The organism is Bradyrhizobium sp. PUT101, assembly GCF_052043945.1.
Taxonomy (GTDB): Bacteria; Pseudomonadota; Alphaproteobacteria; order Rhizobiales; family Xanthobacteraceae; genus Bradyrhizobium.
Genome location: NZ_CP197207.1, coordinates 4,539,229 through 4,562,018 on the forward strand (window position 1 = coordinate 4,539,229; position 22,790 = coordinate 4,562,018).

Sequence of the window (22,790 nt, forward strand, 5' to 3'; positions counted from 1 at the left end):
CTCGGGCGAATTTTCGTAGCCCGGGTGAGCGCAGCGATACCCGGGAGCGCTGTCGCAGAGTCCCGGATGTTGTTTCGCTCATCGGGGCTACAGGGGCATCACCCGCCCAGCGCCATGCGGATGATCCGCGCCAGGTCCGATTTGCGATAGGGCTTTGCCAGCAGGAGAACACCCGAATCCAGCCGGCCGTGATGGATGATCGCATTCTCGGTATAGCCTGACGTGTAGACCACCTTCAGATCCGGGCGCGTCTTCATCAGTTCGTCGGCGAGCTGCCGTCCGTTCATCTTGCCGGGCATGATGACGTCGGTGAACAGAAGGTCGAACGGCTTTCCGCTGGCGACGATCGCGAGCGCCTCCGCGGCGTTCGCAGCCTGCAAGGTGACGTAACCCAGCGAATGCAGTTGCGCCAGCACGTAGTTCCGCACCAGCCGGTCGTCCTCGACCACGAGGATCGTCTCGTGTCCGCCCTCGATCGTCGCCGGCGTCACGCTCTCGCCGACCGCTGCCGCCGTCTTCCCGGGCGGCAGGTACATCTTGATCGTGGTGCCGTGGCCCTCCTCGCTGTAGATCTTGATGTGACCTGCGGACTGCTTGATGAAGCCGTAGACCATCGAAAGCCCGAGTCCGGTGCCCTTGCCCGGTCCCTTCGAGGTGAAGAAGGGGTCGAACACCCTGGTCAACATGTTCGCGGGGATGCCGGTGCCGGTGTCGCTCACGGCGATCAGCACGTAATGCCCCGGGGGCACATCGTTCGCACTGGCATAGATCTCGTCGAGATAGGCGGCGCCGGTCTCCAGGATCAGCTTGCCGCCGCCAAGCATGGCGTCGCGAGCATTGAGCGCGAGGTTGAGGATCGCGGTGGTGAGCTGGTTGGGATCGACGATCGCGACGCAATTCTCGTCCTCGAACACCGATTCGATCTGGATCTGCTCGCCCAGCGTCGGCCGCAACAGTTTCGCGGTGTCGACGACCAGCGAGTTGATGTCGATCTCGCGCGGCTGGAGCGGCTGCTTGCGTGCGAAGGCGAGCAGGTGCTGGGTCAGATCGGCGCCGCGCGCGGCGGCCTCGTCGATCATCTTCGTGATGGCCGCGAGCTGCGGCTCCTTCGCGACCGCCTCCGCGAGAATCTCGATCGTCCCGGTGATGACGGTGAGAATGTTGTTGAAGTCATGCGCCACGCCGCCGGTAAGCTGGCCGACAGCCTCCATTTTCTCGGCGTGACGGATGCGTTCCTCGGCGGCGACCTTGTCGGTGAGGTCGCGGCAGAACACGTTGAACAACAGGCCCTCGCGGCGCTTCAGGGCGGTGACGCTCAGCTCGGCCCTGAATTCCCTGCCGTCGCGGCGGCGGCACATGAGCTCGAGGCGGCGGTTCAGCGTCCTGCCGTCCTCATCCTCGAGGAAACGCCGCAGTCCCGCCCTGACCCTCTCACGCTCGCTCTCGGCGACGATCAAATCGATCGTGCTCTTGCCGAGCACCTCGTCACGGCGCCAGCCGAAGAGCTGTTCGGCCTGCGAATTCCAGCTCAGGATGCTGCTGGTCTCGTCGGTCTGGACGAAGGCGTCGAGCGAGGTCTCGACGATGTTGCGGGCGAGCCGTTCACTCTCGCGCAGCGATTCCTGCGCGAGCCGTGCTTCTGTCATGTCGCGACCGACGAAGAAAAATCGATGCGCCGGCTCGGACCAGTTGCCGAGCCAGGACAGCCAGACCTCGTGGCCGTTCTTGTGGAAGCAGCGGGTGTCGGCGAGCTTTGGACGCTCGCCGTGCCGCAAGGCGCGCATCTCGGCGCGCGACTGCTCCAGATGATCGGGATGAATGAAATCGGCGCCGCTGCGGCCGATCATCTCGTCCGGCCGGTAGCCGAGAATGGCTTCGCTGCTCGGGCTGATCTGCGCGATATGGCCCCGCGCATCCATGATCATGATCAGGTCCTGCGATGTCTCGAAGATCTGTCGCCGCTCCTCGAGCTGGTGCTGCAGCGCCCGCTCGGCGCGCCGCGCCTCGGTCAGGCTGCTCGCGCTCCCGGAGACGCCGACGATCTCGCCGGATGGACCCCTGATCGGCGAGAGGCTCAGCGAGATTTCGACCGGCGTGCCATCCTTGCGCAGGCGCACGGTTTCGAACCGTTCGATCGGCTCGCCCCGCGCGATCCGCTGCAGATAGTCCTTGCCGTGCGCGCGACGGTCGGGCGGGACAATGATCGACGTGGGCTTGCCGATCGCCTCATCCGCCGAATAGCCATAGAGACGTTCGGCGGCCGGATTCCAGCCCGTGATGACCGCATCGAGCGTCTGCATCACGATCGCATCGTCGGACGATTCCACCGCGGCGCTGAACAGCCTCTCTCGCGCCGCGTGATGGCTTCGCGCAGCCTCGGTGCGGCGATGCTCCTCGATCTCGCGTTCGAGAGCGGCCGTTTTCGCACGCGTCTCCTCGACCATCCGGGCAAAAGCGCGCGCCAGCACGCCGGTCTCGCCGCCGGCATCGACGGGAATCTCCGTTGGACGTCCGCTGCCGATGGCCTGCACCGCCGCGGTCAGGCGCCCGATCGGGCGTGTCAGCGAACGCGCCAGCAGCACTGCGAGTGAGGCCGCTGCGAGGATGGCCAGTAGACCGACGAGCAAGGAGGTTTTCTGGATGGCCCCTGGCACGAGGCCGAACACAGGCGCCGGAATCGTCTCGATGATTGCGACCCATTCCTTGCCCACGAGCAGCGCCGGCGCGATGGCCGCACCGCTCGGCAGGCCCGATCCATCCGTCATGAGCCGCGTAGATACCTCCAGCGTGCCGGCCAGGGCGGCGAAATATGGAAAGTCCTTGCGCCAGTCGTTGGGACGGTCACGCAATGCGCCGAATTCCCGCGTGCGATCGGGATGGATGAGATAGTCGCCGCGCGAATTCACGACGTAGATCTCTCCTCCTGAGGTCGCGGTGGAGCGGAGGCGGTCGAGTGCCGGGCGCATGTCGACATTGGCGACGATGATGCCGAATGGCTTGCCATCGGATGTGAACAGCGGCGTCGCGACCCGCAAAGTCGGAGCGTGAGCGGCCGTCGTTCCCCCGTGCCGGGTCGCGAGATCGATGGGGGACACGTAAATCTCGCCGGGCCCGAGCCGCATCGTTTCCTGGAAGTAGGTTCGGTCGCCCTTGCGCTCCAGTTCGCCGTCCGGGGCGATCCGTGCCGTTCCGCGCGGTCCGGAGCGATCGACACGGACCAGTTCGCGCTGGTCGTTATCGACGCCGATGATCCGAAACTGCCCATAGATGGGCTTGGCATCGATCTCGGCCGCGAGCCGCGTCGCGATACGCTCGCGCCAGGTCTGCTCCGAGACGCTATCAATGGGGTCGATTCCTCCACCGGTATGAGCGCGGATGAGGCCATGGATTGCCGCTGCGGCGCGATACCCGATCAGATCGCCGCGCACTCCGGCAACGTAGGATTCGAGATTGGTCGCGAGCAGGCGTGACTGGGCTTCAACCCGCTCCAGGACCCGCGGAATGACGGCCTGTGTGGTGTTGCGATAGCCCAGCCATCCGACTGCGGCCACGGTCACCGCCACCAGCAGGATCATCGCGATGGCCAGCCGCGTTGCCAGCGTCGTTGCGAGTCTCATGGGGATTTTCGCCGGACTTGCCGTATGGCGCCTGTTCCGGCTCGGAGCAGAGGAGGTGTCCTGGTCATCTGTAGCCATCGCCGGCGGCCGTCACGTGATGACCAGCCCGTTCCAGCAGCAGCCGGATGGTGATCTCTACGGCCGGATCGTTCCCCACGATCAGGATGCTGGGCACGTCTGAAATCCTCCGGGTCAGTGGGGAAGTCCCCGGCGACCAAATCAAAGCCATCAAAAACATGAAATTGTTGCGCGGATTCTCGTCTGCCGGCAAGCACTTCGGAGCCCCTCCGGCCTGAGGCGCCGGTTTATTGCGCTGCACCCCCGAATATGCACGACTGAGTGCATAGCAGGGGTTCGCCTCCGGTCTGCCCAGCGCCTTGCCGGGTATGGATGGCCTGTGAGAAGAGCAGGGCGAATCCTTCGGACGGACAAGGAATAAAATGACCGACAAGAAGAAGACGCCCGACCAGCTCCGCAGCGCGCGCTGGTTCGCGCCCGACGATCTGCGCTCGTTCGGCCACCGCTCCCGCGCCATGCAGATGGGCTATGCCCCCGAGGAGTGGAAGGACCGCCCGATCATCGCGATCCTCAACACCTGGTCGGACGCGCAGCCCTGTCACATGCACTTCAAGTCGCGAGTCGACGACGTCAAGCGCGGTATCCTGATGGCCGGTGGCCTGCCGCTGGAGCTGCCGGCGCTGTCGCTGTCGGAAGCGCTGCTGAAACCCACCACGATGCTCTACCGCAATCTGCTGGCGATGGACGCAGAGGAATTGCTGCGCAGCCATCCCGTCGACGGCGTGGTGCTGATGGGCGGCTGCGACAAGACCACGCCGGCGCTCCTGCTGGGCGCCACCTCGATGAATATCCCGGCGATCTATCTGCCGGCAGGTCCCATGCTGCGCGGCAACTGGAAGGGCAAGACGCTCGGCTCCGGCTCGGACGGCTGGAAATATTGGGACGAGCGCCGCGCCGGCAAGATCTCCGACAAGGACTGGCTCGATATCGAAGCCGGCATCGCCCGCAGCTACGGCACCTGCATGACCATGGGCACGGCCTCGACCATGACCGCGATTGCCGAGGCGATCGGCATGACGCTGCCGGGCGCCTCCTCGATTCCCGCGGCGGATGCCAACCATATCCGCATGGCCTCCGAATGCGGCCGCCGCATCGTCGAGATGGTGTGGGAGGACCTGACGCCGAAGGTGATCCAGACCCGCAAAGCCTTCGAGAACGCGATCGCGGTCGCCATGGCGATGGGCTGCTCCACCAATGCGATCATCCATCTGATCGCGCAGGCCCGCCGCGCCGGTCAGGACATTGGCCTCGACGATTTCGAGACCGCGAGCCGGAAGGTGCCCGTCATCGCCAATGTCCGTCCAAGCGGCGATACCTATCTGATGGAGGACTTCTTCTATGCCGGCGGCCTGCCGGCGCTGATGAGCCAGATCAAGCCCCATCTGCATCTCGACTGCATCACCGTCACCGGAAAGACGCTGGGCGAGAACATCGAGGGCGCCGAGGTCCACAACGCCGACGTGATCCGCGGGATCGACAATCCCATCTACAAGGAAGGCGCGCTCGCCGTGCTCAAGGGCAATCTCGCGCCCGACGGCTGCGTCATCAAGCCGAGCGCCTGCGCGCCGCGCTTCCTCAAGCATACGGGACCGGCGCTGGTGTTCGACGATTATCCCTCGATGAAGAAGGCGGTCGACGATCCCGATCTGGACGTCACCGAGGATCACATCCTGATCCTGCGCAATGCGGGGCCGCAGGGCGGGCCGGGCATGCCGGAATGGGGCATGCTGCCGATTCCGACCAAGCTCGTGAAAGAGGGCGTGCGCGACATGGTGCGCATCTCGGATGCGCGCATGAGCGGCACCAGCTATGGCGCCTGCATCCTTCACGTTTCGCCGGAATCCTATATCGGCGGTCCGCTGGCGCTGGTGCAGAATGGCGACCGCATCACGCTCGACGTCGCCGCGCGCACCATCGATCTCGACGTTCCCGAAGCCGAGCTCGACGAGCGCCGCGCCGCCTGGAAGCAGCCCGAGCGCCGCTTCGAGCGCGGCTATGGCTGGATGTTCACCAGGCACATCAAGCAGGCCAACGACGGCTGCGACTTCGATTTCCTCGAGACCGATTTCGGCGCGCCGATCGGGGAGCCGTCGATCTACTGACGTCGTTCCGGGGCGCGAAGCGAACCCGGAACCCATTTCACCGCCGTACGTGCGGCCCGATGGATTCCGGGTTCGCGCTGCGCGCGCCCCGGAATGACGAGAGAGAACCTGATGACCAAACTCAGTGACGCCACCCGCAACAAGCTCAAATCCGTCTCCACTGCCACGGTCGCCACCGCCCTGTTCAAGCGCGGCCTGCGCATCCAGATGATCCAGGATGTGCACCCCTTAAGTCCCGATCAGCCGACCATGGTCGGCGAAGCCTTCACGCTGCGCTACATGCCGGCGCGCGAGGATCTCAACACGATCGACGTCTTCAAGGACCGTTCGCATCCGCAGCGCAAGGCGGTCGAGGATTGCCCGGCAGGCAGCGTCCTGGTGATGGACAGCCGCAAGGACGCCCGCGCGGCCTCTGCCGGCGCGATCCTGGTGACGCGATTGATGAAACGCGGCGTCGCCGGCGTCGTCACCGACGGCGGCTTTCGCGATTCCGCCGAGATCACCAGGCTCGGCTTCCCCGCCTTCCACCATCGCCCCTCGGCACCGACCAACCTCACGCTGCACCAGGCGATCGAGATCAACGTCCCGATCGGCTGCGGCGATGCCCCGGTATTTCCCGGCGACGTCATCCTGGGCGATGCCGACGGCGTCATCGTGATCCCGGCGCATCTCGCGGACGAGATCGCGAGCGAGACCTTCGAAATGACAGCGTTCGAGGACTTCGTCACCGAGGAAGTCGGCAAAGGCCGCGCCATCTTCGGCCTCTATCCCGCCACGGATCCGCAGACGCTCACCGATTTTGCGGAATGGCGGAAGAAGAACGGGAGGTAATGCGGCCCGAAGAATGCACGACATTCTCCGATGTCGTCCCGGACAAGCGAAGCGCAGATCCGGGACCCATCCCCCAGGGCGTGGTTTGGCGAAGACCAGCAGTAACAGTTCTTCGCCGGTACTGCTCTCGCACTCCCTCGATAAATCACGCGGTATGGGTTCCTGCCTTCGCAGGGACGACAGCCGTGGGTGTCGCTACACCCCGGCCTCCGCCATTCCGGCTGCCCACAGCGCAAACGCGTACACGATCGCGACTTCGTCGAGCCGGTCGAATCGTCCCGACGCGCCGCCGTGGCCTGCGCCCATGTTGGTGCGGAGCAGGACCGGGCCGCCGCCCGTCATGGTGGCGCGCAGGCGCGCGATCCATTTGGCAGGCTCCCAATAGGTGACGCGCGGATCGGTCAGGCCGCCCATCGCCAGGATCGCCGGATACACCTTCGCCGCGACGTTGTCGTAAGGCGAGTAGGACAGGATGGTGCGAAAGTCCTTCTCGCTCTCGATCGGGTTGCCCCATTCCGGCCATTCCGGCGGCGTCAGCGGCAGGGTGTCGTCGAGCATGGTGTTGAGCACGTCGACGAACGGCACTTCGGCGACGATGCCGGCGAACAATTCGCCGGCGCGGTTGGCGACCGCGCCCATCAGCATGCCGCCGGCCGAGCCGCCATGGCCGACGATGCGCCTGGCGCTGGTGTATCTTGCATCGATCAGGGCCCGGGCGCTGGCGGCGAAATCGTCGAACGAATTCGTCTTCTTCTCGCGCTTGCCGTCGAGATACCAGCCCCAGCCCTTGTCGGCGCCGCCGCGGATATGGGCGATGGCGTAGACGAAACCGCGATCGACCAGCGACAGGCGGTTGGCGTTGAACGAGGCCGGCATCGCCATGCCGTAGGAGCCGTAACCGTACAACAGGAGCGGCGCCGCGCCGTCGAGCTTGAGCCCGCGGCGATATAGGATCGAGACCGGCACCTCGGCGCCGTCATGCGCCTTCGCCATGATGCGCGTGGTGACGTAGTCGGCGGCATCGTGGCCGGACGGAATCTCCTGGCGCTTGCGCAGGGTGCGCGTGCGCCGGGCCATGTCGTAGTCATAGACTTCCGACGGCGTCGTCATCGACGAATAGGCAAAGCGCAAATTCGTCGTCTCGAATTCGTAGGAGCCCATCGTGTCGAGCGAATAGGCGGCCTCGTCGAAGGCAATGGCGTGCTCTTCCTTCGTCGCGAGGTCGCGGATCACGATCGACGGCAGCGCGTTGGCGCGCTCCAGCCGCACCAGATGGCCGGCGTAGAGATCGAGGTCGATGATGTAGATGCCCGGGCGATACGGGATCAGGTCGCGCCAGTTCTTGCGCTCGGGCTGGCTAAGCGGCGCCGTGACGATCTTGAAGTCGATGGCGTCGTCGGCATTGGTGAGAATGAAGAGCTCGTCGCCGCGGTCGGCGAGGGAATATTGCACGCCCTCCTCGCGCGCCGCGACCAGGCGCGGCGGCGCCTCGGGATTGGCGAGATCGATCAGCCGCTGCTCCGAGGTCTCGTGGTCGCCGCCTGCGATCACGCAGAAGCGGCCGCTGGTGCTCTCGTGCAGATGGGTGAACCAGCCGGCATCCTGCTCTTCGTAGACCAGCGTGTCGTCGGCCTGCCTGGTGCCGAGCCTGTGTCGCCAGACCTGCATCGGACGGTGATTGTCGTCGAGCTTCACATAGAAGAAGCTCTTGCAGTCCGCGGCCCAGACCACGCCGCCATCGGTCTCCTCGACGAGGTCGTCGAGATCAGCCCCGGTTGCCCAGTCGCGCACGCGGACGGAAAAATATTCCGAGCCCTTGGTGTCCGCGCTCCAGGCCTGCAGCTTGTGATCGTGGGAGTGGCGGCTGCCGCCGAACTTGAAATATTCATGGTTCTTGGCGAGCGCGTCGCCGTCGAGCACGATGTGGCCCTCGCCGCCATCGCGCGGCATGCGGCCGAACAGCTCGTGCTGCCCGCCCTCGCGAAATCGGCGGAAATAGGCGAAGGGGCCGTCGGGCGACGGCACGCTCGAATCGTCCTCCTTGATCCGCCCGCGCATCTCGCGCACCAGCGTCTTCTGCAGGCTAGCTGTGTGGCCGAGCAGGCTCTCGGTGTAGGCGTTCTCTTCGTCCAGATATTTGCGGATATCAGGGTCGAGCACCGCGGGGTTACGCAGCACCTCCTGCCATTTCTCGTCCTTCAGCCAGGCATAGTCGTCGGTCACGGTGATGCCGTGCCGCGTGAAGGAATGCGGCTGGCGCGGGGCGACGGGAGGCTGGGAAGGCGTCTTGGCTTGTGTCACTCGATCCTCATTCGTGTCCGACGTCGCTGCTCTTCCCCCCTCTCCCCGCAAGCGGGGAGAGGGGGAGAAAGCGGCTCGCCGCGTCCCCTTATATCGTCCCGATTCCGCGAATTGCCAGCGTAGCTGGCGAAGGACTGCGCCAGGCCGCCGGGTTGTTGACCGGCTCCTTGTATGCTTTAGGGACGATATCCCGCCGTCGGTCCAGCCAGATGCTGTTCAATTCCTATCCGTTCATCCTGCTGTTCCTGCCGGTTGTGCTGGCCGGCTACTTCCGGCTCGGCCGGCGCAGCAATCTGGCCCCGGTGATCTGGCTGGCGCTGGCTTCGCTGGCCTTCTACGCCATCGGCAACTGGCAGTTCGTGGCCCTGCTGCTGATATCGATCGCGTTCAACTACGGTGTCGGCCATCTGCTCATCGTGGCGGAGCTCACGCCGTCACGGCGCCGGGCAGCGCTCGCTTTCGGCGTCGTCGGCGATCTCCTCGTGCTCGGCATCTTCAAATATGCCGGCTTTGCTGCTGAGAACATCAACGCGCTGCTCGGCACGCACGTTGCGGTCCACATCCTGCTGCCGGTCGGCATCTCCTTCTATACGTTCACCCAGATCGCGTTCCTGGTCGATGCCTATCGCGGGCAGGTCGCGGCCTATGCGTTGCCGCATTACGCGCTGTTCGTGACCTACTTCCCGCATCTGATCGCGGGGCCGATCCTCCACCACAAGGACATGATCCCGCAATTCGAGCGGGAGGAATCGAAGCATCCGGACGCGCATCTGATCCTGTGCGGACTCATCGTCTTCGCCATCGGCCTGTTCAAGAAAACCTGCCTCGCCGACGGCATCCAGCCGCTGGTCGCGCTCGCCTTCGACGCACGCTCGCCGAGCTTCGACCAGGCTTGGCTTGGCGCGCTCGCCTACACTTTCCAGCTCTATTTCGACTTCTCCGGCTATTCCGACATGGCGATCGGCATCTCGCTGATGTTCGGCATCTTCCTGCCGGTCAATTTCAACTCGCCCTACAAGGCGACCAGCATCGTCGAGTTCTGGCGGCGCTGGCACATGACGCTGTCGCAATTCCTGCGCGACTATCTCTACATCCCGCTCGGCGGCAACCGCAGAGGTCGCGTGCTGCGCTATGCGAACCTGATGATCACGATGCTGCTCGGCGGGCTCTGGCACGGCGCTGCCTGGACGTTCGTGGTGTGGGGCGCGCTGCACGGCGCCTATCTCTGCCTCAATCATGCCTTCAACGTGCTGGTGCCGGATATCCCGTCGTCGCTGGCGCGCCCGGCCCGCATCGTCGGAGCGGTTCTGACGTTTCTTGCCGTCGTCGTCGCCTGGGTGTTCTTCCGCGCCGAGAGCGTCGCGTGGGCGCTGCGGATCCTCCGCGCCATGGCCGATCCCGCTGACATCGTCTTTGGCCGCGAGGAGATTGCGGCGCTGGTGCTGGTGTCGGTCTACGCGGCGCTGGTGTGGCTGACGCCGAACACTCAGGCGATCATGGGTTACGATCACGGCAACCGCAGGGTCGGCGAGGCCTTGCTGGCAGGGCGCAGGCGACCGCTGTTCCTCTATGGCGCATCGCTGGCGCTCGCGTTCGGCATTTTGGGCATCCAGAGCCACAGCGAATTCATCTATTTCCGGTTCTGATGCGCACACCGTTCACCAATGTGAGACGTCTTCTCCTCGCGAGCGTCGTGTGCGCGCTGTCCGCGGCTGCGCTGACCTTCGTCGTCGATCCCCTGCAGCTGTTTCGCCCCTCGCGTCTCATGGCGGCCTTCTACTCCGACGACACCCGCGTGCAGAATGCCGGGCTGATCCGCAGCCAGTCGTTCGACACCGCCTTCATGGGCACCTCGCTCGCGATCCATTTCCGCCAGAGCGAGATCGATCGCGTGCTCGGCGTCCATTCGCTCAAGCTGGCGATGACCGGCTCCAATTCGCGCCAGCAGGCCTTCGTGCTGGCGCAGGCGATCGACCGCGGCGCAAGGCGGGTGATCTGGGAGATGGACGACTTCATCTTCGTCGATGCCGCCGACATCGAGGCAGATCCCTATCTCTCCGTCGACCTCTATCGCGGAACGGCCAAGGGCATCGCGTCCTATCTGTTCAGCGCGGCGATGGCGAAGGAATCCCTGTTCACATTGCTGCGGTCGATCCCGCCGCTGCGGGAGCCGCTGACCCGGGCGGCGCCCTATCTGCCCGTCAAGTTTGCGCTGCCGGATGTCGACGACATCTACGCGCTGCCGAGGGATTTCGATGCTGCGCGTTCCTACAACGCGACGAAGACGCTTGCCGCCTTCGCCTACATCACCGATCCCGTTCGCAGCGGCTTCCTCGGCGAAGGCTACGGTTTCGATGCCATGGCCAGGCATTTCGAGCACGACGCCGTCGGCCTGATCGCGCGCCATCCGGACGTGACCTTCGATATCTACTTCCCGCCCTATGCGATCCTGCAATTCGTCGCCATGCGCGATGCCTCGCCCGAGACGCTGAAGATCGTCACCGATCTGACGGCGGCTATTGCGCAGCGCCTGACGCAGTTGCCGAACGTGCGCCTGCATGATTTCCGCGCGATCAAGCCGGTCACGCACGATCTCGATAATTACAGCGACGTCATCCACCATTCGCCGGGGATCGATGCGAAGGTGCTGAGGTGGTTGGCGAGCGGGGAGTACCGCGTCGACCCGAAGGCGCCGCTTGCTTCGTTGAATGAGCTCAAGGCGCAGGTTGAGGCCTATCGCGTGCCGCAGCCGTAGCCAAACACTCCGCTGTCGTCCCGGACAAGCGCGCCTCAAGCGCGCGCAGATCCGGGACCCATCACCCCAGGGACAGGTTGTCGCGCGAGCTGGAAACTCCGAGTCTTCGTCAAACCACTTCCTGTGGCTGGGTCCCGGATCAGCGCTCCGCCCTGACAACGCTGCGCGTTGCCAGAGCTACGCTTGTCCGGGACGACAGCGGAGTTTGTGGCGGCGCCTACGCCGCCACCTCTTCGCCCAGATACGCCACCGCGGCTTCCAGCCCGCCCTTGCCGTGCGGGATCTTCAGCGCGTTCAGGCCGATCTCGATCACCCCGAGCGTTCCGAGCAGCATCGGCGCATTCACATGGCCCATGTGGGCGATGCGGAAGGCTTGCCCCGAGAGGTCGCCGATGCCGGTGCCGAGCACGACGCCGCACTTCTCCTTGCAATAGCGTTGCAGCACTGCGGGATCGTGGCCGTTGCTCATGGTCACGGTGGTCACGGTGTTGGACCGCTCGCTGGCCTCGGCCACGTTGAAGCCGAGCACCTGGCCTTCCGACCATGCAGAGACCGCGCGGCGCGCGGCTTCGCCGAGCAGGCTGTGGCGGCGGAAGGCGTTCTCCAGGCCTTCCTCATGCAACAGGTCGATCGCCCGGCGCAGCGCGAACAACAGATGCACCGGCGCGGTGCCGGCATACTTGCGATAGTTCTCGGTGCCTTCGCGCTCGCTCCAGCTCCAATAGGGCGTCGACATGTTCGCCTTCTTGTGCACCTCGAGCGCGCGCGCATTGGCGGCGACGAAGCCAAGGCCGGGCGGCGTCATCAGGCCCTTCTGCGAGCCGGACATCGCGACGTCGATGCCCCATTTGTCCATCTCGAACGGCATGCAGCCGAGCGAGGCGACGGTGTCGACCATGTACAGTGCGGGATGGCCGCTGGCCTTGATCGCCTTGCCGATCGCCTCGATGTCGTTCTGCACGCCCGAGGCGGTGTCGACCTGGACCACGACGACGGCCTTGATCAGGTGCTCCTTGTCGCGGCGCAGGCGCTCCTCGACCTCGTGCGGCCGCACCGCGCGGCGCCAGTCGCCCTTGAGCACCTCGACCTCGGCGCCCATCATGGCCGCCGCGTTGCCCCAGCCGATCGCGAAGCGTCCGCTCTCCAGCACCAGCACCTTGTCGCCGCGCGACAGCACGTTGCTCAGCGCCGCTTCCCAGGCGCCGTGACCGTTGGCGATGTAGATGTAGGACTTGCCCTTGGTCGCAAACAGCTTCGAGATGTCGCTGAGCAGGCTCTCGGTCAGATCGAGCATCTCCTTGGAGTAGATGTCGATCGCCGGACGATGCATCGCCTGCAGCACCTCGTCAGGCATCGTGGTGGGCCCGGGGATGGCCAGAAATTCCCGGCCCGCGCGAACGGTCATTGCTGTTGGTCCTTGTTGCTCGAGGACAGACTTGTGGGTTGCTGAATCACACTTCTACGCGCCGCTGAACCTCAAGGAAAGCACGTAAAATGCAGGTCTGGGGTGGCCTTTTGCTTTGAGCATGGTCTTGTCGGACAGCCGCTTCACACTTTGCGCCGACGCGGCCTTCGGTCCGGACCATGCTCTAGCGCTTCGTCTCGCGACAGCCTGCCGCCTCCGCTTCCTCGACCGAGCAGAACCAGCGGGTGCCCTTGCTGATCTTCATCCTGATCTGGGTGTACCAGCGGCTGGTCGGCCGGTGATAGATGCACTCGCCGGCGCTGTTCACATTGCCCTTGATGGTGCAGTCCGGCGAGGGTGCGACCGGCCCCGAGGCCGAGGCGAGCAGCACGGCATGCGCCCCGTCGGGCGGCTTGGTGGCGCCGAGGATGGCGGTCTTCTTGTTGCGGACGCGCCAGTCCCAGGGCGCGATGAAGGCGCCTTGCCACATCCCGGCCTTGGCCTCGCGCGCGGCCTTTTCATCTGCCGCATAGTCGTGGGACATGCGGGTGTAGGCCAGGGCCCAGCCGTTGCGCACCAGCCATTTCTGGATGTCCTCGCCGCCGACCTCGCAGCGCGCCACGGCGCGGCCGCGCCGGTCGATAGACCTCGTGTGGCAGGCCCAGCTTTTGCCGTCGGCGTATTTGGCAAGCTCGTCGCGGGCGGCGATGCCGCAGGTCCAGCGCTCGGTCTTGGTGTTGAGGCAGAGCTGGTCGACCGCGGGCGCGTCGATGCCGCCGAGACGGATCCGCGTATTCCCGATCACGACGGCATCGCCGGCGCGCACTTTTGCGATGCCGGTGATGTCGGCGGCCTCGGCCACGGAGGGGAGGGCGAGCAAAGGCAGCGCAATCAGGATCTTTCGCAACATGCCGGTCCGCGTGTGAGGAAATCTCGATAGAGCCTGCAATTGTGGTCGGCTTTTGGCTGCGCGGCCAGCGTTTGCCTAATGGATGAGCTTTCAACTTCCTGTCATCGAGGCGGGCGAGTTGCGAATAGGGAATGTAGGAGTGCGACGAGCGCTATTCGCTATTCACCATTCGCCTCCGCGCCACGGCCAGTCCCATCAGCACGAACGCCGAGGTCACCTCTGGCCCGCCCACCAAGATCCGCGTCGGCGTCTTCATCTTGTTCCATTCATAGGCGCGGAACGGGCCGCGGCGGCCGCCTTCGCCCAAGCTTGCGATGATGACGTTCAAAGCCGGCGCAAAGGCACGCGGGTCGGCGCCGAGATGGCCGAGCGCGATCAGTGCCAGCGCGGCGTCGAACACGTTCATCTCGGCAGCCATCAGCTCGCCCTTGACGTAGGACAGCACGCGGTGGCGGATGAAATCGAAATCGCCGGCGGGATCGATCGCGGCCTGCGCCGCCAGCGGCAGCGCCAGGAAGGCGGCATAGCAGCGGCCGAAATAAGCGCTGTAGAGCTCCGGCAGGTAATAGATGTGCGAGCGCGGATTGGCGAAGGCGCCGCTGGCCGCCAGACGCTTCTGGAAGCCGATGATGCGATGCACGGTGGCGAGCCGCGCCGGCGTCTCCAGAATCTTCCAGCGCGCCAGGTTGCGAAAGCTGACCTCGAGAATGTCGAGATTGAGCGTCGGATCGAGATCGTTGCCGTAGGGACGCTCGCCCGCGAGATTGTCGATCCAGGTCGCGACCCCGCCCTCGTAGTCGATATTGTCGTTGAGCGGCACGGTCACGCGCGGCGTGTTGACGCCGGCGCGCACCTGGTAGCCCGCGTAGAAATCCAGCAATGGCTGGTCGATGATCGGATCGGTGCAGCCGGCCTGCGTGGCCGCGGAGATCGAGCACGCCGTGGTGTCGCAATCCGGCACGTAGATGCCGAAGCCGAGATCCTGCTTGATCTGGGCGAAGAAGCGGGAGAAGCGCGGATGCGGCGCCGGCGCGAGTGCGGTGATGACGTTGAACCGTGCGCCGTCGATGCCCTCGACCTCCTCGCGGCTGATGTTGACACAGAAATCGACCATGTCGGCGATCGCGCGCTCCGCCGCGATCTTGTCGGCGGGCAAGGCGAGCCCGGTCTCGACATAGCTCAGCAGCGCCTCGATGAAGAACGCATCGTAATAGGCCGAGCGGTGGCGGATCTGCACCGGCTCCCACATCGGCTCGGCAATGCCTTTCCAGGGCGGATTGACCACGGCGCGCGCCGTCGAGCGCGCGATGAAGACGCGGGCGAGGTTGAACAGCAGCGAGGAGTTCTTGTAGCCGCGCGCGTTGAGGCCCGTCAGTGCCATGATCAGCTCGCGTCCGCGGAAATCGGGATCGCCGATCAGGTTGAAGGCGGCATAGGTCGGCAGGAAACCGTTTCGGCGGTACGAGCCGAGCAGATGCTGTGCGCAGTCGCGGATCGCGCCGTCGATCTGCGCGCTCTGCGGCATGGCGGCGTTGAACGGCGCCGGCGGCGGCTTGGGATGGTCGAGCGCGATGCTGTCGACGAGATCGGCGATCGGCCGCCCGACCGCTCCCCAGTCGGGCTCGACCTCGTCGCGGGCGTGGGCGAGTGCCTCGCGCAGTCGGGTCAGCCTGGCCTCGTCGCGCAGCTCGGGCAGGCCGGCGCGGCGAAGCAGGATCCGCAGCGCCGGATTGCCGAGTGCGGTCTTGTAGAATTTGGCCAGATGCAGATCGCCGCTGGCCGCGTCGGACAAGACGGGATCGCAGACGTCGTAAAGCGAGGGGCCGTCCTTCCGCGCCGTCAGCGCCCGGCAGGCGGCGCCGGCAAAATAATGAAAGCTCATGAAATACCTGGTCGCGGGGGGCTCGTCGGGGTCGGCGAGCGCGCAGCCGTCCGCACACCACCCCCTGCAAGTCTTTGAAAAGGCTACCCGGATTCGCAGGAAAAACAAATGTGATAGACGTCACAGAAAAAGTCGGCACGAGGCCTGCATGATCGGCCTCCGGAATGCTACGGGGGAGTCGAAAATGGAGCAATCTTGGTCGGAGAATTAACTAACGTATTCAGATACTTATATCAAATTTCGAGCAATCTATTGCCCGAGTGCCTATATGCGGTTAAGGGATTGTTTGGTGCGGCGCCGCAAATTGCGCGCAATTCGGGGGCACTCCCCCGGCCAATCCCTCAAACCTAAAGACGCTATCGCGCTACTCAAACAGTGTGCGCGCGCGTGGCTGGTCTTTGGCACAGGAAACGAACCGAGATGAATGTAAAGCAGCTCGACCTTTCCAGACGCACGATCGCCCTCGCCGCAGCCCTCATCGGCACGGTGTCGCTGGTGATCGGCGCCCATGCTGCTCTCAACATGCGCGCGATCGACGCCGCCAAGGCGGTCTCGACCGACCAGATCACCGGTTCGACGGGCCAGACCTCGCGCCTCGCGCTGGTCATCGGCAATGGACATTATCCCGACGCCAGCGCGCCGCTGACGCAGTCGATCAACGACGCCCGTGCGCTGTCCTCGTCGCTGCGCAAGAACGGCTTTGACGTCGACATGGTGGAGGACGCGACCAAGGACGATATGGTCCGCGCCGTCAACCGCCTGAAATCCCGGATCAAGCACGACAGCGTCGTCATGCTATTCTTCGGCGGCTTCGGCGTGCAGGCCGGCCGCGAGAGCTACATGCTGCCGGTCGATGCCGTGATCTGGAAGGAAAGCGACGTCCGCCGCCATGGCGTCTCCATCGAGGGCGTGCTCGAGATGATGAAGGAGCAGGGCGCCAAGGCCAAGCTCGTCGTGGTCGACGCCTCCCGCCGGAACCCCTACGAGCGCCGCTTCCGCTCCTACAGCCACGGCCTCGCGCCGATCAGCGCGCCGGACAACGCCCTCATTCTGTCCTCGGCCTCGCCGGGCAAGGTCGTCGACGACGGCAAGGGCGAGCACAGCGTGCTGGTCAGCGAGTTCCTCAACAACCTCAACAACCAGGGCAGCGCCGAGAGCGTCTTCAACAAGACCCGCCTCGCCATCTCCCGCGCCAGCGAAGGCGACCAGGTCCCGACCGTTTCCTCCTCGCTGCTCGAAGACGTCCAGTTCGGCGCAGCCGGCGGCTAGTTTTCTCACCCTCCCCTGGAGGGGGAGGGTCGATCGCGCGCAGCGCGAGCGGGGTGGGGTGATCTCTCCACTCGGGCACCGCTTCAATGGATAGACTGTCACCCCACCCCGCTTCGCATTTCGCTACGCTGCATGCGAAGCGACCCACGGGCGAGCTGCGCTCGTCCCGGACCACTCCAGGGGAGGGTGAAGCATCCCGCTTCTCCACTTGCTACTTCGCGGCTTCCGCGCTCGCCATCACCGGGCGCACCGGATCGCCTTCGCGCAGCAGTGCGCCGGCGCGGGCGACGACGACATCGCCTTCGTTGAGGCCGTCGCGGACCTCAATATTGCCGCCCGACATCAAGCCGGTCTCGACACGCTTGGTCTCGACGCGGTTGCGGCGGATCACCTGCACCACGGTGCCCGCGGATGAATACTGCACGGCGGTCAGCGGCACCGCGACGTTGCAGCTCTGCCCGGTCTTGATCAGCGCGCGCCCGCTCGCGTTCAGGAGCAGACGCTTCTGCGAAGAGATGCCGATATAGACCATCCCCTGCTGGATGTTCGGCTCGACGGTCGCGCCGATGCGGCGCACCTTGCCGCCGATGTCGTCGGCGCCTGCGATCCACACCGTCGCCGGCTGATTGACCGCGAGCTTGCGCACATCGGTGGTGGCCACGAGGCCGATGAGATCGTATTCGCTACGCGCCACGATCGTGAACAGCGCCTCGCCTTTGGCCGAGGCGAAGTTGCCGATCTGCGCAGTCGAGGTCGCGATCACGCCCGCCACCGGTGCGGTGACCTGAAGCGTGCCGCCTTCGGGCAGCGCCAGCCGTGCCAGCACCTGGCCGGCGGTGGTGGTATCGCCCGCCTCCGCCAGCACGTCCGTGACCTTCAGGCCGGGACGCTCGGGCCGCACCGAGGTTTGCTCCCGCGCGACGATCGTGCCGGTCGCCTCGACGATATCGGAGAAGCAGGATTTCGCGACCTTCAGCACCGTGACCGCCGGCCCCTTGGGCGCGTCGTCATCGGCGGCTCCGGCCGGACAGGGGCTGAAGACGAGCAGGCCGGCAACGGCTGCGGGACACAGGCTTCGAACAACGGCACGGGGCAAATGACGCATCGGAAATTCCACAGGGGCTATGTCTCCAATCGATAGCAGATGGCCGCCGCCCGCACTACGGGCGCGTCGTTCCAAAACAGGATGCCGCGCGGCCGCAGGCTGTCGCGGCAAGTCTTTGATTAGTCGCGGGATTGGAGAACAGGTTCGCTCCTCTGGGGCTCCTTCGCCGTGGCCGTCCGGGCTCCCGGGTGCGGCCGATCACGGTCTTCTCATCTGCCAGAGCCAGCTGTATGGAATTAGGATCAGGAACGATGCGGCGTTGCTGCCGTACAACTCGTGGTCGAGACGGAATGCAGCAGTTCGTATGCGAGCAGAATATCGTCCATTTCGAGCGGCTGCTCAATGAGACGAGCGACCCGACGGTCCAGAGTACCGTGCGCGCGCTGCTGGCATCGGCGAAGCGGCAGTTGGCGTTGCTGAACTCGGCTGCGTCCGGTGCCGATACGACGCCGTTCGAACAGCGCCGGCGGCAGCACATCGATCCCGCAACGATGCGGCGGCAATTCCAGCCGGAGTTCGATGGCTCGCCGCATCCCTATATGCTGTTGGACCCCGGGCCGGGCCTGTCGATCGTCGACATCAACGACGCCTATGCGGCGGCGACCTTCATCAGCCGGGCCGACGTCGTCGGCCGGTCCCTGTTCGAGATATTTCCCGACAATCCCGACGATCCGCTCGCCGATGGCGTCAGCAATCTCTACGGCAGCTTGCGGATCGTCGGCGAGACGGGGCGGGCTCATGCCATGGCGATCCAGCGCTACGACATCCGGGATCCCGGCGGCTCCTTCGTGGAGCGTCATTGGCAGCCGATCAACTCGCCGATCCATGACACGGCGGGCCATCTGGTCTTCCTGCTGCACCACGTCGAAGACGTCACGGCGCAGGTTACGGCGCGGCGTTAACCATCAGCCGCGTCGATCGCCCACCAGCTTGCCGGTGGCCCGCTCGATCAGATGTAGCCGCGTGCAGGCCGGGCATGACACGGACACGTGTGTGCGATCGGAGGGCTCATCGGTAAGCCGATGCTGCACGTTCAAGCCTGTCTGGGGGCATTTGAAGACAATCTGTCGATCCATGGCCAGGAGATATGCCGCCAAGCCGGACCTTGCGAAATTACGGATGTTTACGTAGGTCGGCGGCCCCTCACGGCAGGCTCCCCGAGCGATCGATGTCGAAGCCGCGCGGCTGCTTCTCGGCCGGCACGGACTCCGGAAATGCGAACGAGAAAAGCGAACAGGGTGGTGGCGATCGCAGCGCGTGACGCTCTGGACGCCAATCGCCGGGTCGGTCTAGACGTCGGTGTCGACGTCGGTCTCGACATGGGCTCCTCCTGAACGCCGGCCGAGCATGCTCCACACGGTGACCGCAACCAGAGCGGATGTCATGATGGTCCAGGCGATGAGTCGCCTTCGCATCAGGCCGGATCCGTTGGTGGAAAATGCGATGCACCGTGCCAACCATCGTGCACGGCAAGGGACGGCGCTCCTGTGAGCCCGTTCACAGGACGAAAACAGCCGATGCGTTGCGAACCAATGCCGTGCAAACGCATTGAACCGGCATGCCCCGCGAAAACGATCTCGAAGGTAAGCCCGACATGGGCGGCAAGCATGGCGGTCAAGCCGGCCAGCCCAAGCTTCCGCCGCGCCCGCACGAGGGCGAGCGCGACGAGGACGTCGTGGCAAAGCGCCACACCGGCCAAACCGATCGCGCGCCGCCACCGACCAAACCAAAATAGCTCCTCGCACCCCGCGTGCCGTCGGGGCTGGTCTCGCGCCGGGGAACGGCGGCATCGCTGTGCCGTTAGCGTGGTGCGGCGGGCGTGAGGGATGGAAACGGAGGCTGGCTCGTGTTTTGGATCTATTGGAACACCGCCTGGTCGCTGATCATCAGCGGCATCATGGTCGCCACCATCGTCAGCCACCCCGACGCCGAATTCGCCGAAGTGCGGGCGGCCCGACGATCGATGTGAGCTTGCCGAGGTCGCGGGTTTGATCCTGTTTCGGCGAGACCCTGAGCGGACGAATGCGGAGAGCAGCCCGCCACGACTGCCCGTCGCCACCGTGATCCCTGTTGCCGTCAGCCGTCAGCCCGCCGCGGCCTGACCGGCTTGCCCGAGGTCGGGGGCCGCGATCCCGTCACGTAGTCGGGAAGCTGAAACTTGCGCCGGTAATCCTTCGGTGACACGCCGGCCTGCTTTCGAAACAAGCGACGAAAGGACGCCACGTCCTCGTAGCCGACCTCGCGGCAGATGTCCTCGATGCCCGTTTCCGTCGTCTCGAGCAGTTGCTTGGCTTCCTCGATGCGCAGCGTCTGCACATAGGCGAGCGGCGAATAGCCGGTGGCTGCCCGGAAGCGGCGATCGAATGAGCGCTTCGGTAATCCGGAGTGATGCACCAGCGACGCAATGAGGTCCTGCCGCTGATAGTTCTGCGCGATGTAGTCCTGGCACCTCCTGATCACTCCGTCGCCGTGATCCACGTTCTGCACCATCGAGGCGAACGGCAATTGTCCTTCGCGATGCCACTGATAGAGAAAGAGCTTCGAGATGCGAATTGCCTCTTCCGTGCCGCCATATTTTGCGACGATCAGCAGCGCGAGATCCTGCCAGGACGATGCACCGCCGCCGCAGACGAGATTGTGCCCGGGTCCGTTCTGCACCAGGACGCGCTCCATGCGGAGCTTGATCTTGGGGAAATGCTTTCGAAACACCGGTTCGTAGACCCAGTGCGTGGTTGCCTCGTACCCGTCGAGCAGGCCGGCTTCGGCGAGCACGAGAGACCCGCCGCAGGATCCGTACATCTGCGCGCCCGCTTCGTGCATCTGCCTGATCCATGCGATGAGCCGGCGATCGAGCACGGCGGTGCCCGTCTCCGTGGCGACGATGACATTCGGCACGAACACGATGTCGGTTGACTCAACGTGGTCGGCCACGTCCTGCGGCAGGATGCTGACCCCGGTGATCAGTGTGATCGGGCCGGGCGCGGCGCCCACCAGCCGCGGCTCGAACAGGCCCTCCGGCGTGCCGCCCTTGACGCCGTCCCAGATCCGGCCCGCGCTCCACAGCGTGTCGAACACGCCGTAGATGATCGACGGATCGCATTCGGCGAACACGGGAATACTCACGCGTACACGTCCACGTGACATTCTGCAGCCTCTGGCTCGATTGGCTCGAAACTGACTATTCTGCCTCTCCATCCGCGAGTCCAGACACCGTATGTCGCACCTTAACGGCGCATCTCCGCGCCGTGAGGAGCGAGACATGAACCTGGATGAGAGAAAGCTCGAGCAGCTGCTTGGACTAGTCGTCAACGAACTCGGCGCCGCCTCGAATGCGGCGCTCGTCGTCCTCGGCGATCGACTGGGACTGTTCCGCGCGCTGGCCGAAAGCCCGATGACGTCCGCCCAACTGGCCGACCGAACCGGGACTCACGAGCGCTACGTTCGCGAATGGCTGTCCGCACAGGCGGCTTCCGGCTTCGTGAGCTTTGATGCGACGAAAGACACGTTCAGCATGACACCGGAGCAGAAGGCCGTATTCGCGGATGAAGACAGTCCAGTCGCGATGGTTGGCGGCTTCAGCCTGCTGCCGGCGGTCTATCACGACGAGCCGCGGCTGGCGGAAGCGTTCAAGACCGGCAAGGGCCTGCGCTGGAGCGATCACTGCAATTGCATGTCCTGCGGCGTCGACCGTTTCTTCCGGCCCGGCTATCGCGCGCACCTGATCGCCGAATGGCTGCCTGCGCTCGACGGCGTCGTCGAGAAGCTGGAACGAGGTGCCAAGGTCGCAGACGTCGGTTGCGGCCATGGCTATTCGACAAGGCTCATGGCCGAAGCATTCCCGAACTCGGACTTCACCGGCATCGACTACGACGAGGCCTCGATCGACTGCGCACGCGCCGAGATCTCCGGCGCGCGCAATCTGCGATTCGAGGTCGCCAGGGCGCAGGATTTCGCCGGATCTGGCTTCGATCTCGTGACGATGTTCGATGCGCTGCACGACATGGGCGACCCCGTCGGCGCCGCCCGCCGCATTCGTTCAGCGCTGAAGGACGACGGCACGCTGATGCTGGTCGAGCCGGCGGCGGGGGACAGCCTGGCTGACAATCTCAATCCGGTCGGGCGGGTCTATTACGCCGGCTCCACCCACATCTGCCTTCCGACGTCGCTGAGCCAGGACGTCGCTCTGGGACTAGGGGCGCAGGCCGGCGAAAAGCGTATCGCGCAGGTGTTGCAGCAGGGCGGCTTCTCGCAGATCGGCAAGCCTGCCGCCTCGCCCTTCAACATGATCCTGGAGGCGCGGCCATGACGGCCGCGCACGTCCTTTGCGCGAGGCGCACCAGCGCGACCGCGGTCCAGCCGCGCGCTGCGGCCGCGAGGCGAGAACGATCGTGATTGACGTCGTCTCCCACCTCCTTCTCGCCCATGCCTCGCTGGTGGCCGGCCTGTCCCGCCTGTCCTGGAGGCGGCTGGCTGCGCTCGGCCGCCGCAGATGGCGCGCGTTCTGGACGGTCACGGCGGGGGCGTGAATGACGCCG

Annotated in this window: 18 protein-coding genes and 1 pseudogene; 10 read left to right on the plus strand and 9 right to left on the minus strand. The window is 65.1% G+C overall.

Annotated elements, in window-relative coordinates:
• Positions 1 to 98: 98 nt before the first annotated feature.
• Together ACSHT2_RS21975 and ACSHT2_RS21980 are read right to left on the minus strand one after the other, a co-directional pair.
• On the minus strand, positions 99 to 3,617 hold the full coding sequence (locus ACSHT2_RS21975) for a PAS domain S-box protein (protein WP_440636491.1): 3,519 nt from the start codon (positions 3,615 to 3,617) through the stop codon (positions 99 to 101).
• 73 nt (positions 3,618 to 3,690) lie between these two features.
• Positions 3,691 to 3,792 (minus strand): annotated as a pseudogene (locus tag ACSHT2_RS21980) (response regulator); the annotation flags it as partial.
• 265 nt (positions 3,793 to 4,057) lie between these two features.
• Here ACSHT2_RS21980 and araD point away from each other — a divergent pair.
• Positions 4,058 to 5,797, plus strand: coding sequence for an L-arabinonate dehydratase (gene araD, locus ACSHT2_RS21985; RefSeq protein ID WP_440636492.1), 1,740 nt, complete (start codon positions 4,058 to 4,060; stop codon positions 5,795 to 5,797).
• Between the two features lie 111 nt (positions 5,798 to 5,908).
• The gene (locus tag ACSHT2_RS21990) at positions 5,909 to 6,628 is read left to right on the plus strand and encodes a ribonuclease activity regulator RraA (protein ID WP_440636493.1); all 720 of its coding nucleotides are present in this window, start codon (positions 5,909 to 5,911) and stop codon (positions 6,626 to 6,628) included.
• Between the two features lie 195 nt (positions 6,629 to 6,823).
• Here ACSHT2_RS21990 and ACSHT2_RS21995 read toward each other — a convergent pair whose 3' ends face one another.
• On the minus strand, positions 6,824 to 8,929 hold the full coding sequence (locus ACSHT2_RS21995; RefSeq protein ID WP_440636494.1) for a S9 family peptidase: 2,106 nt from the start codon (positions 8,927 to 8,929) through the stop codon (positions 6,824 to 6,826).
• A 209-nt stretch (positions 8,930 to 9,138) separates the two neighbouring features.
• On the opposite strand from ACSHT2_RS21995, the gene ACSHT2_RS22000 reads away from it, so the two are divergent.
• Both ACSHT2_RS22000 and ACSHT2_RS22005 read left to right on the plus strand, forming a co-directional pair.
• A complete protein-coding gene (locus ACSHT2_RS22000; protein ID WP_440636496.1) occupies positions 9,139 to 10,575 on the plus strand; it encodes an MBOAT family O-acyltransferase in 1,437 nt (478 codons plus the stop codon).
• Positions 10,575 to 11,684 carry a hypothetical protein gene (locus ACSHT2_RS22005; RefSeq protein ID WP_440636497.1) on the plus strand — a complete coding sequence of 370 codons (1,110 nt, stop codon included), beginning with the start codon at positions 10,575 to 10,577 and terminating at the stop codon, positions 11,682 to 11,684. Before ACSHT2_RS22000 ends, ACSHT2_RS22005 begins: the two co-directional genes overlap by 1 nt.
• 217 nt (positions 11,685 to 11,901) lie before the next feature.
• Here ACSHT2_RS22005 and ACSHT2_RS22010 read toward each other — a convergent pair whose 3' ends face one another.
• The 3 genes from ACSHT2_RS22010 to ACSHT2_RS22020 form a co-directional block, all read right to left on the minus strand.
• Positions 11,902 to 13,089 (minus strand): pyridoxal-phosphate-dependent aminotransferase family protein, encoded by a 1,188-nt coding sequence (locus tag ACSHT2_RS22010; RefSeq protein WP_440636498.1) that lies wholly within the window; start codon positions 13,087 to 13,089, stop codon positions 11,902 to 11,904.
• Positions 13,090 to 13,273: 184 nt separating this feature from the next.
• Complete coding sequence (locus ACSHT2_RS22015; RefSeq protein WP_440636499.1) at positions 13,274 to 13,999, minus strand: thermonuclease family protein; 726 nt, start codon at positions 13,997 to 13,999, stop codon at positions 13,274 to 13,276.
• Positions 14,000 to 14,150: 151 nt separating this feature from the next.
• Entirely contained in the window at positions 14,151 to 15,881 is a 1,731-nt protein-coding gene (locus tag ACSHT2_RS22020; protein WP_440636500.1) for a hypothetical protein, read from the minus strand.
• A gap of 420 nt (positions 15,882 to 16,301) precedes the next feature.
• Between ACSHT2_RS22020 and ACSHT2_RS22025 the strand changes: the two genes are divergently transcribed.
• Positions 16,302 to 17,150 carry a caspase family protein gene (locus tag ACSHT2_RS22025; protein WP_440636501.1) on the plus strand — a complete coding sequence of 283 codons (849 nt, stop codon included), beginning with the start codon at positions 16,302 to 16,304 and terminating at the stop codon, positions 17,148 to 17,150.
• Between the two features lie 211 nt (positions 17,151 to 17,361).
• Here ACSHT2_RS22025 and ACSHT2_RS22030 read toward each other — a convergent pair whose 3' ends face one another.
• Positions 17,362 to 18,255, minus strand: a complete 894-nt coding sequence (locus ACSHT2_RS22030) for an efflux RND transporter periplasmic adaptor subunit (protein ID WP_440636503.1) — start codon at positions 18,253 to 18,255, stop codon at positions 17,362 to 17,364.
• A 290-nt stretch (positions 18,256 to 18,545) separates the two neighbouring features.
• Here ACSHT2_RS22030 and ACSHT2_RS22035 point away from each other — a divergent pair, with 290 nt between their 5' ends.
• A complete protein-coding gene (locus tag ACSHT2_RS22035) occupies positions 18,546 to 19,157 on the plus strand; it encodes a PAS domain-containing protein (RefSeq protein ID WP_440636504.1) in 612 nt (203 codons plus the stop codon).
• A 387-nt stretch (positions 19,158 to 19,544) separates the two neighbouring features.
• Here the strand turns inward: ACSHT2_RS22035 and ACSHT2_RS22040 are convergent, their stop codons facing one another.
• A complete protein-coding gene (locus ACSHT2_RS22040) occupies positions 19,545 to 19,670 on the minus strand; it encodes a hypothetical protein (RefSeq protein ID WP_440636506.1) in 126 nt (41 codons plus the stop codon).
• A gap of 143 nt (positions 19,671 to 19,813) precedes the next feature.
• Between ACSHT2_RS22040 and ACSHT2_RS22045 the strand changes: the two genes are divergently transcribed.
• Entirely contained in the window at positions 19,814 to 19,990 is a 177-nt protein-coding gene (locus ACSHT2_RS22045; protein WP_440636507.1) for a hypothetical protein, read from the plus strand.
• Between the two features lie 111 nt (positions 19,991 to 20,101).
• A complete protein-coding gene (locus tag ACSHT2_RS22050) occupies positions 20,102 to 20,224 on the plus strand; it encodes a hypothetical protein (protein ID WP_256439331.1) in 123 nt (40 codons plus the stop codon).
• A 107-nt stretch (positions 20,225 to 20,331) separates the two neighbouring features.
• On the opposite strand, the gene ACSHT2_RS22055 is transcribed toward ACSHT2_RS22050, so the two are convergent.
• A complete protein-coding gene (locus ACSHT2_RS22055; RefSeq protein WP_440636508.1) occupies positions 20,332 to 21,378 on the minus strand; it encodes a GlxA family transcriptional regulator in 1,047 nt (348 codons plus the stop codon).
• Between the two features lie 136 nt (positions 21,379 to 21,514).
• On the opposite strand from ACSHT2_RS22055, the gene ACSHT2_RS22060 reads away from it, so the two are divergent.
• Together ACSHT2_RS22060 and ACSHT2_RS22065 are read left to right on the plus strand one after the other, a co-directional pair.
• A complete protein-coding gene (locus ACSHT2_RS22060; protein ID WP_440636509.1) occupies positions 21,515 to 22,561 on the plus strand; it encodes a class I SAM-dependent methyltransferase in 1,047 nt (348 codons plus the stop codon).
• A gap of 82 nt (positions 22,562 to 22,643) precedes the next feature.
• Positions 22,644 to 22,781 (plus strand): hypothetical protein, encoded by a 138-nt coding sequence (locus tag ACSHT2_RS22065; RefSeq protein WP_440636510.1) that lies wholly within the window; start codon positions 22,644 to 22,646, stop codon positions 22,779 to 22,781.
• The last annotated feature ends 9 nt before the right edge of the window (positions 22,782 to 22,790 follow it).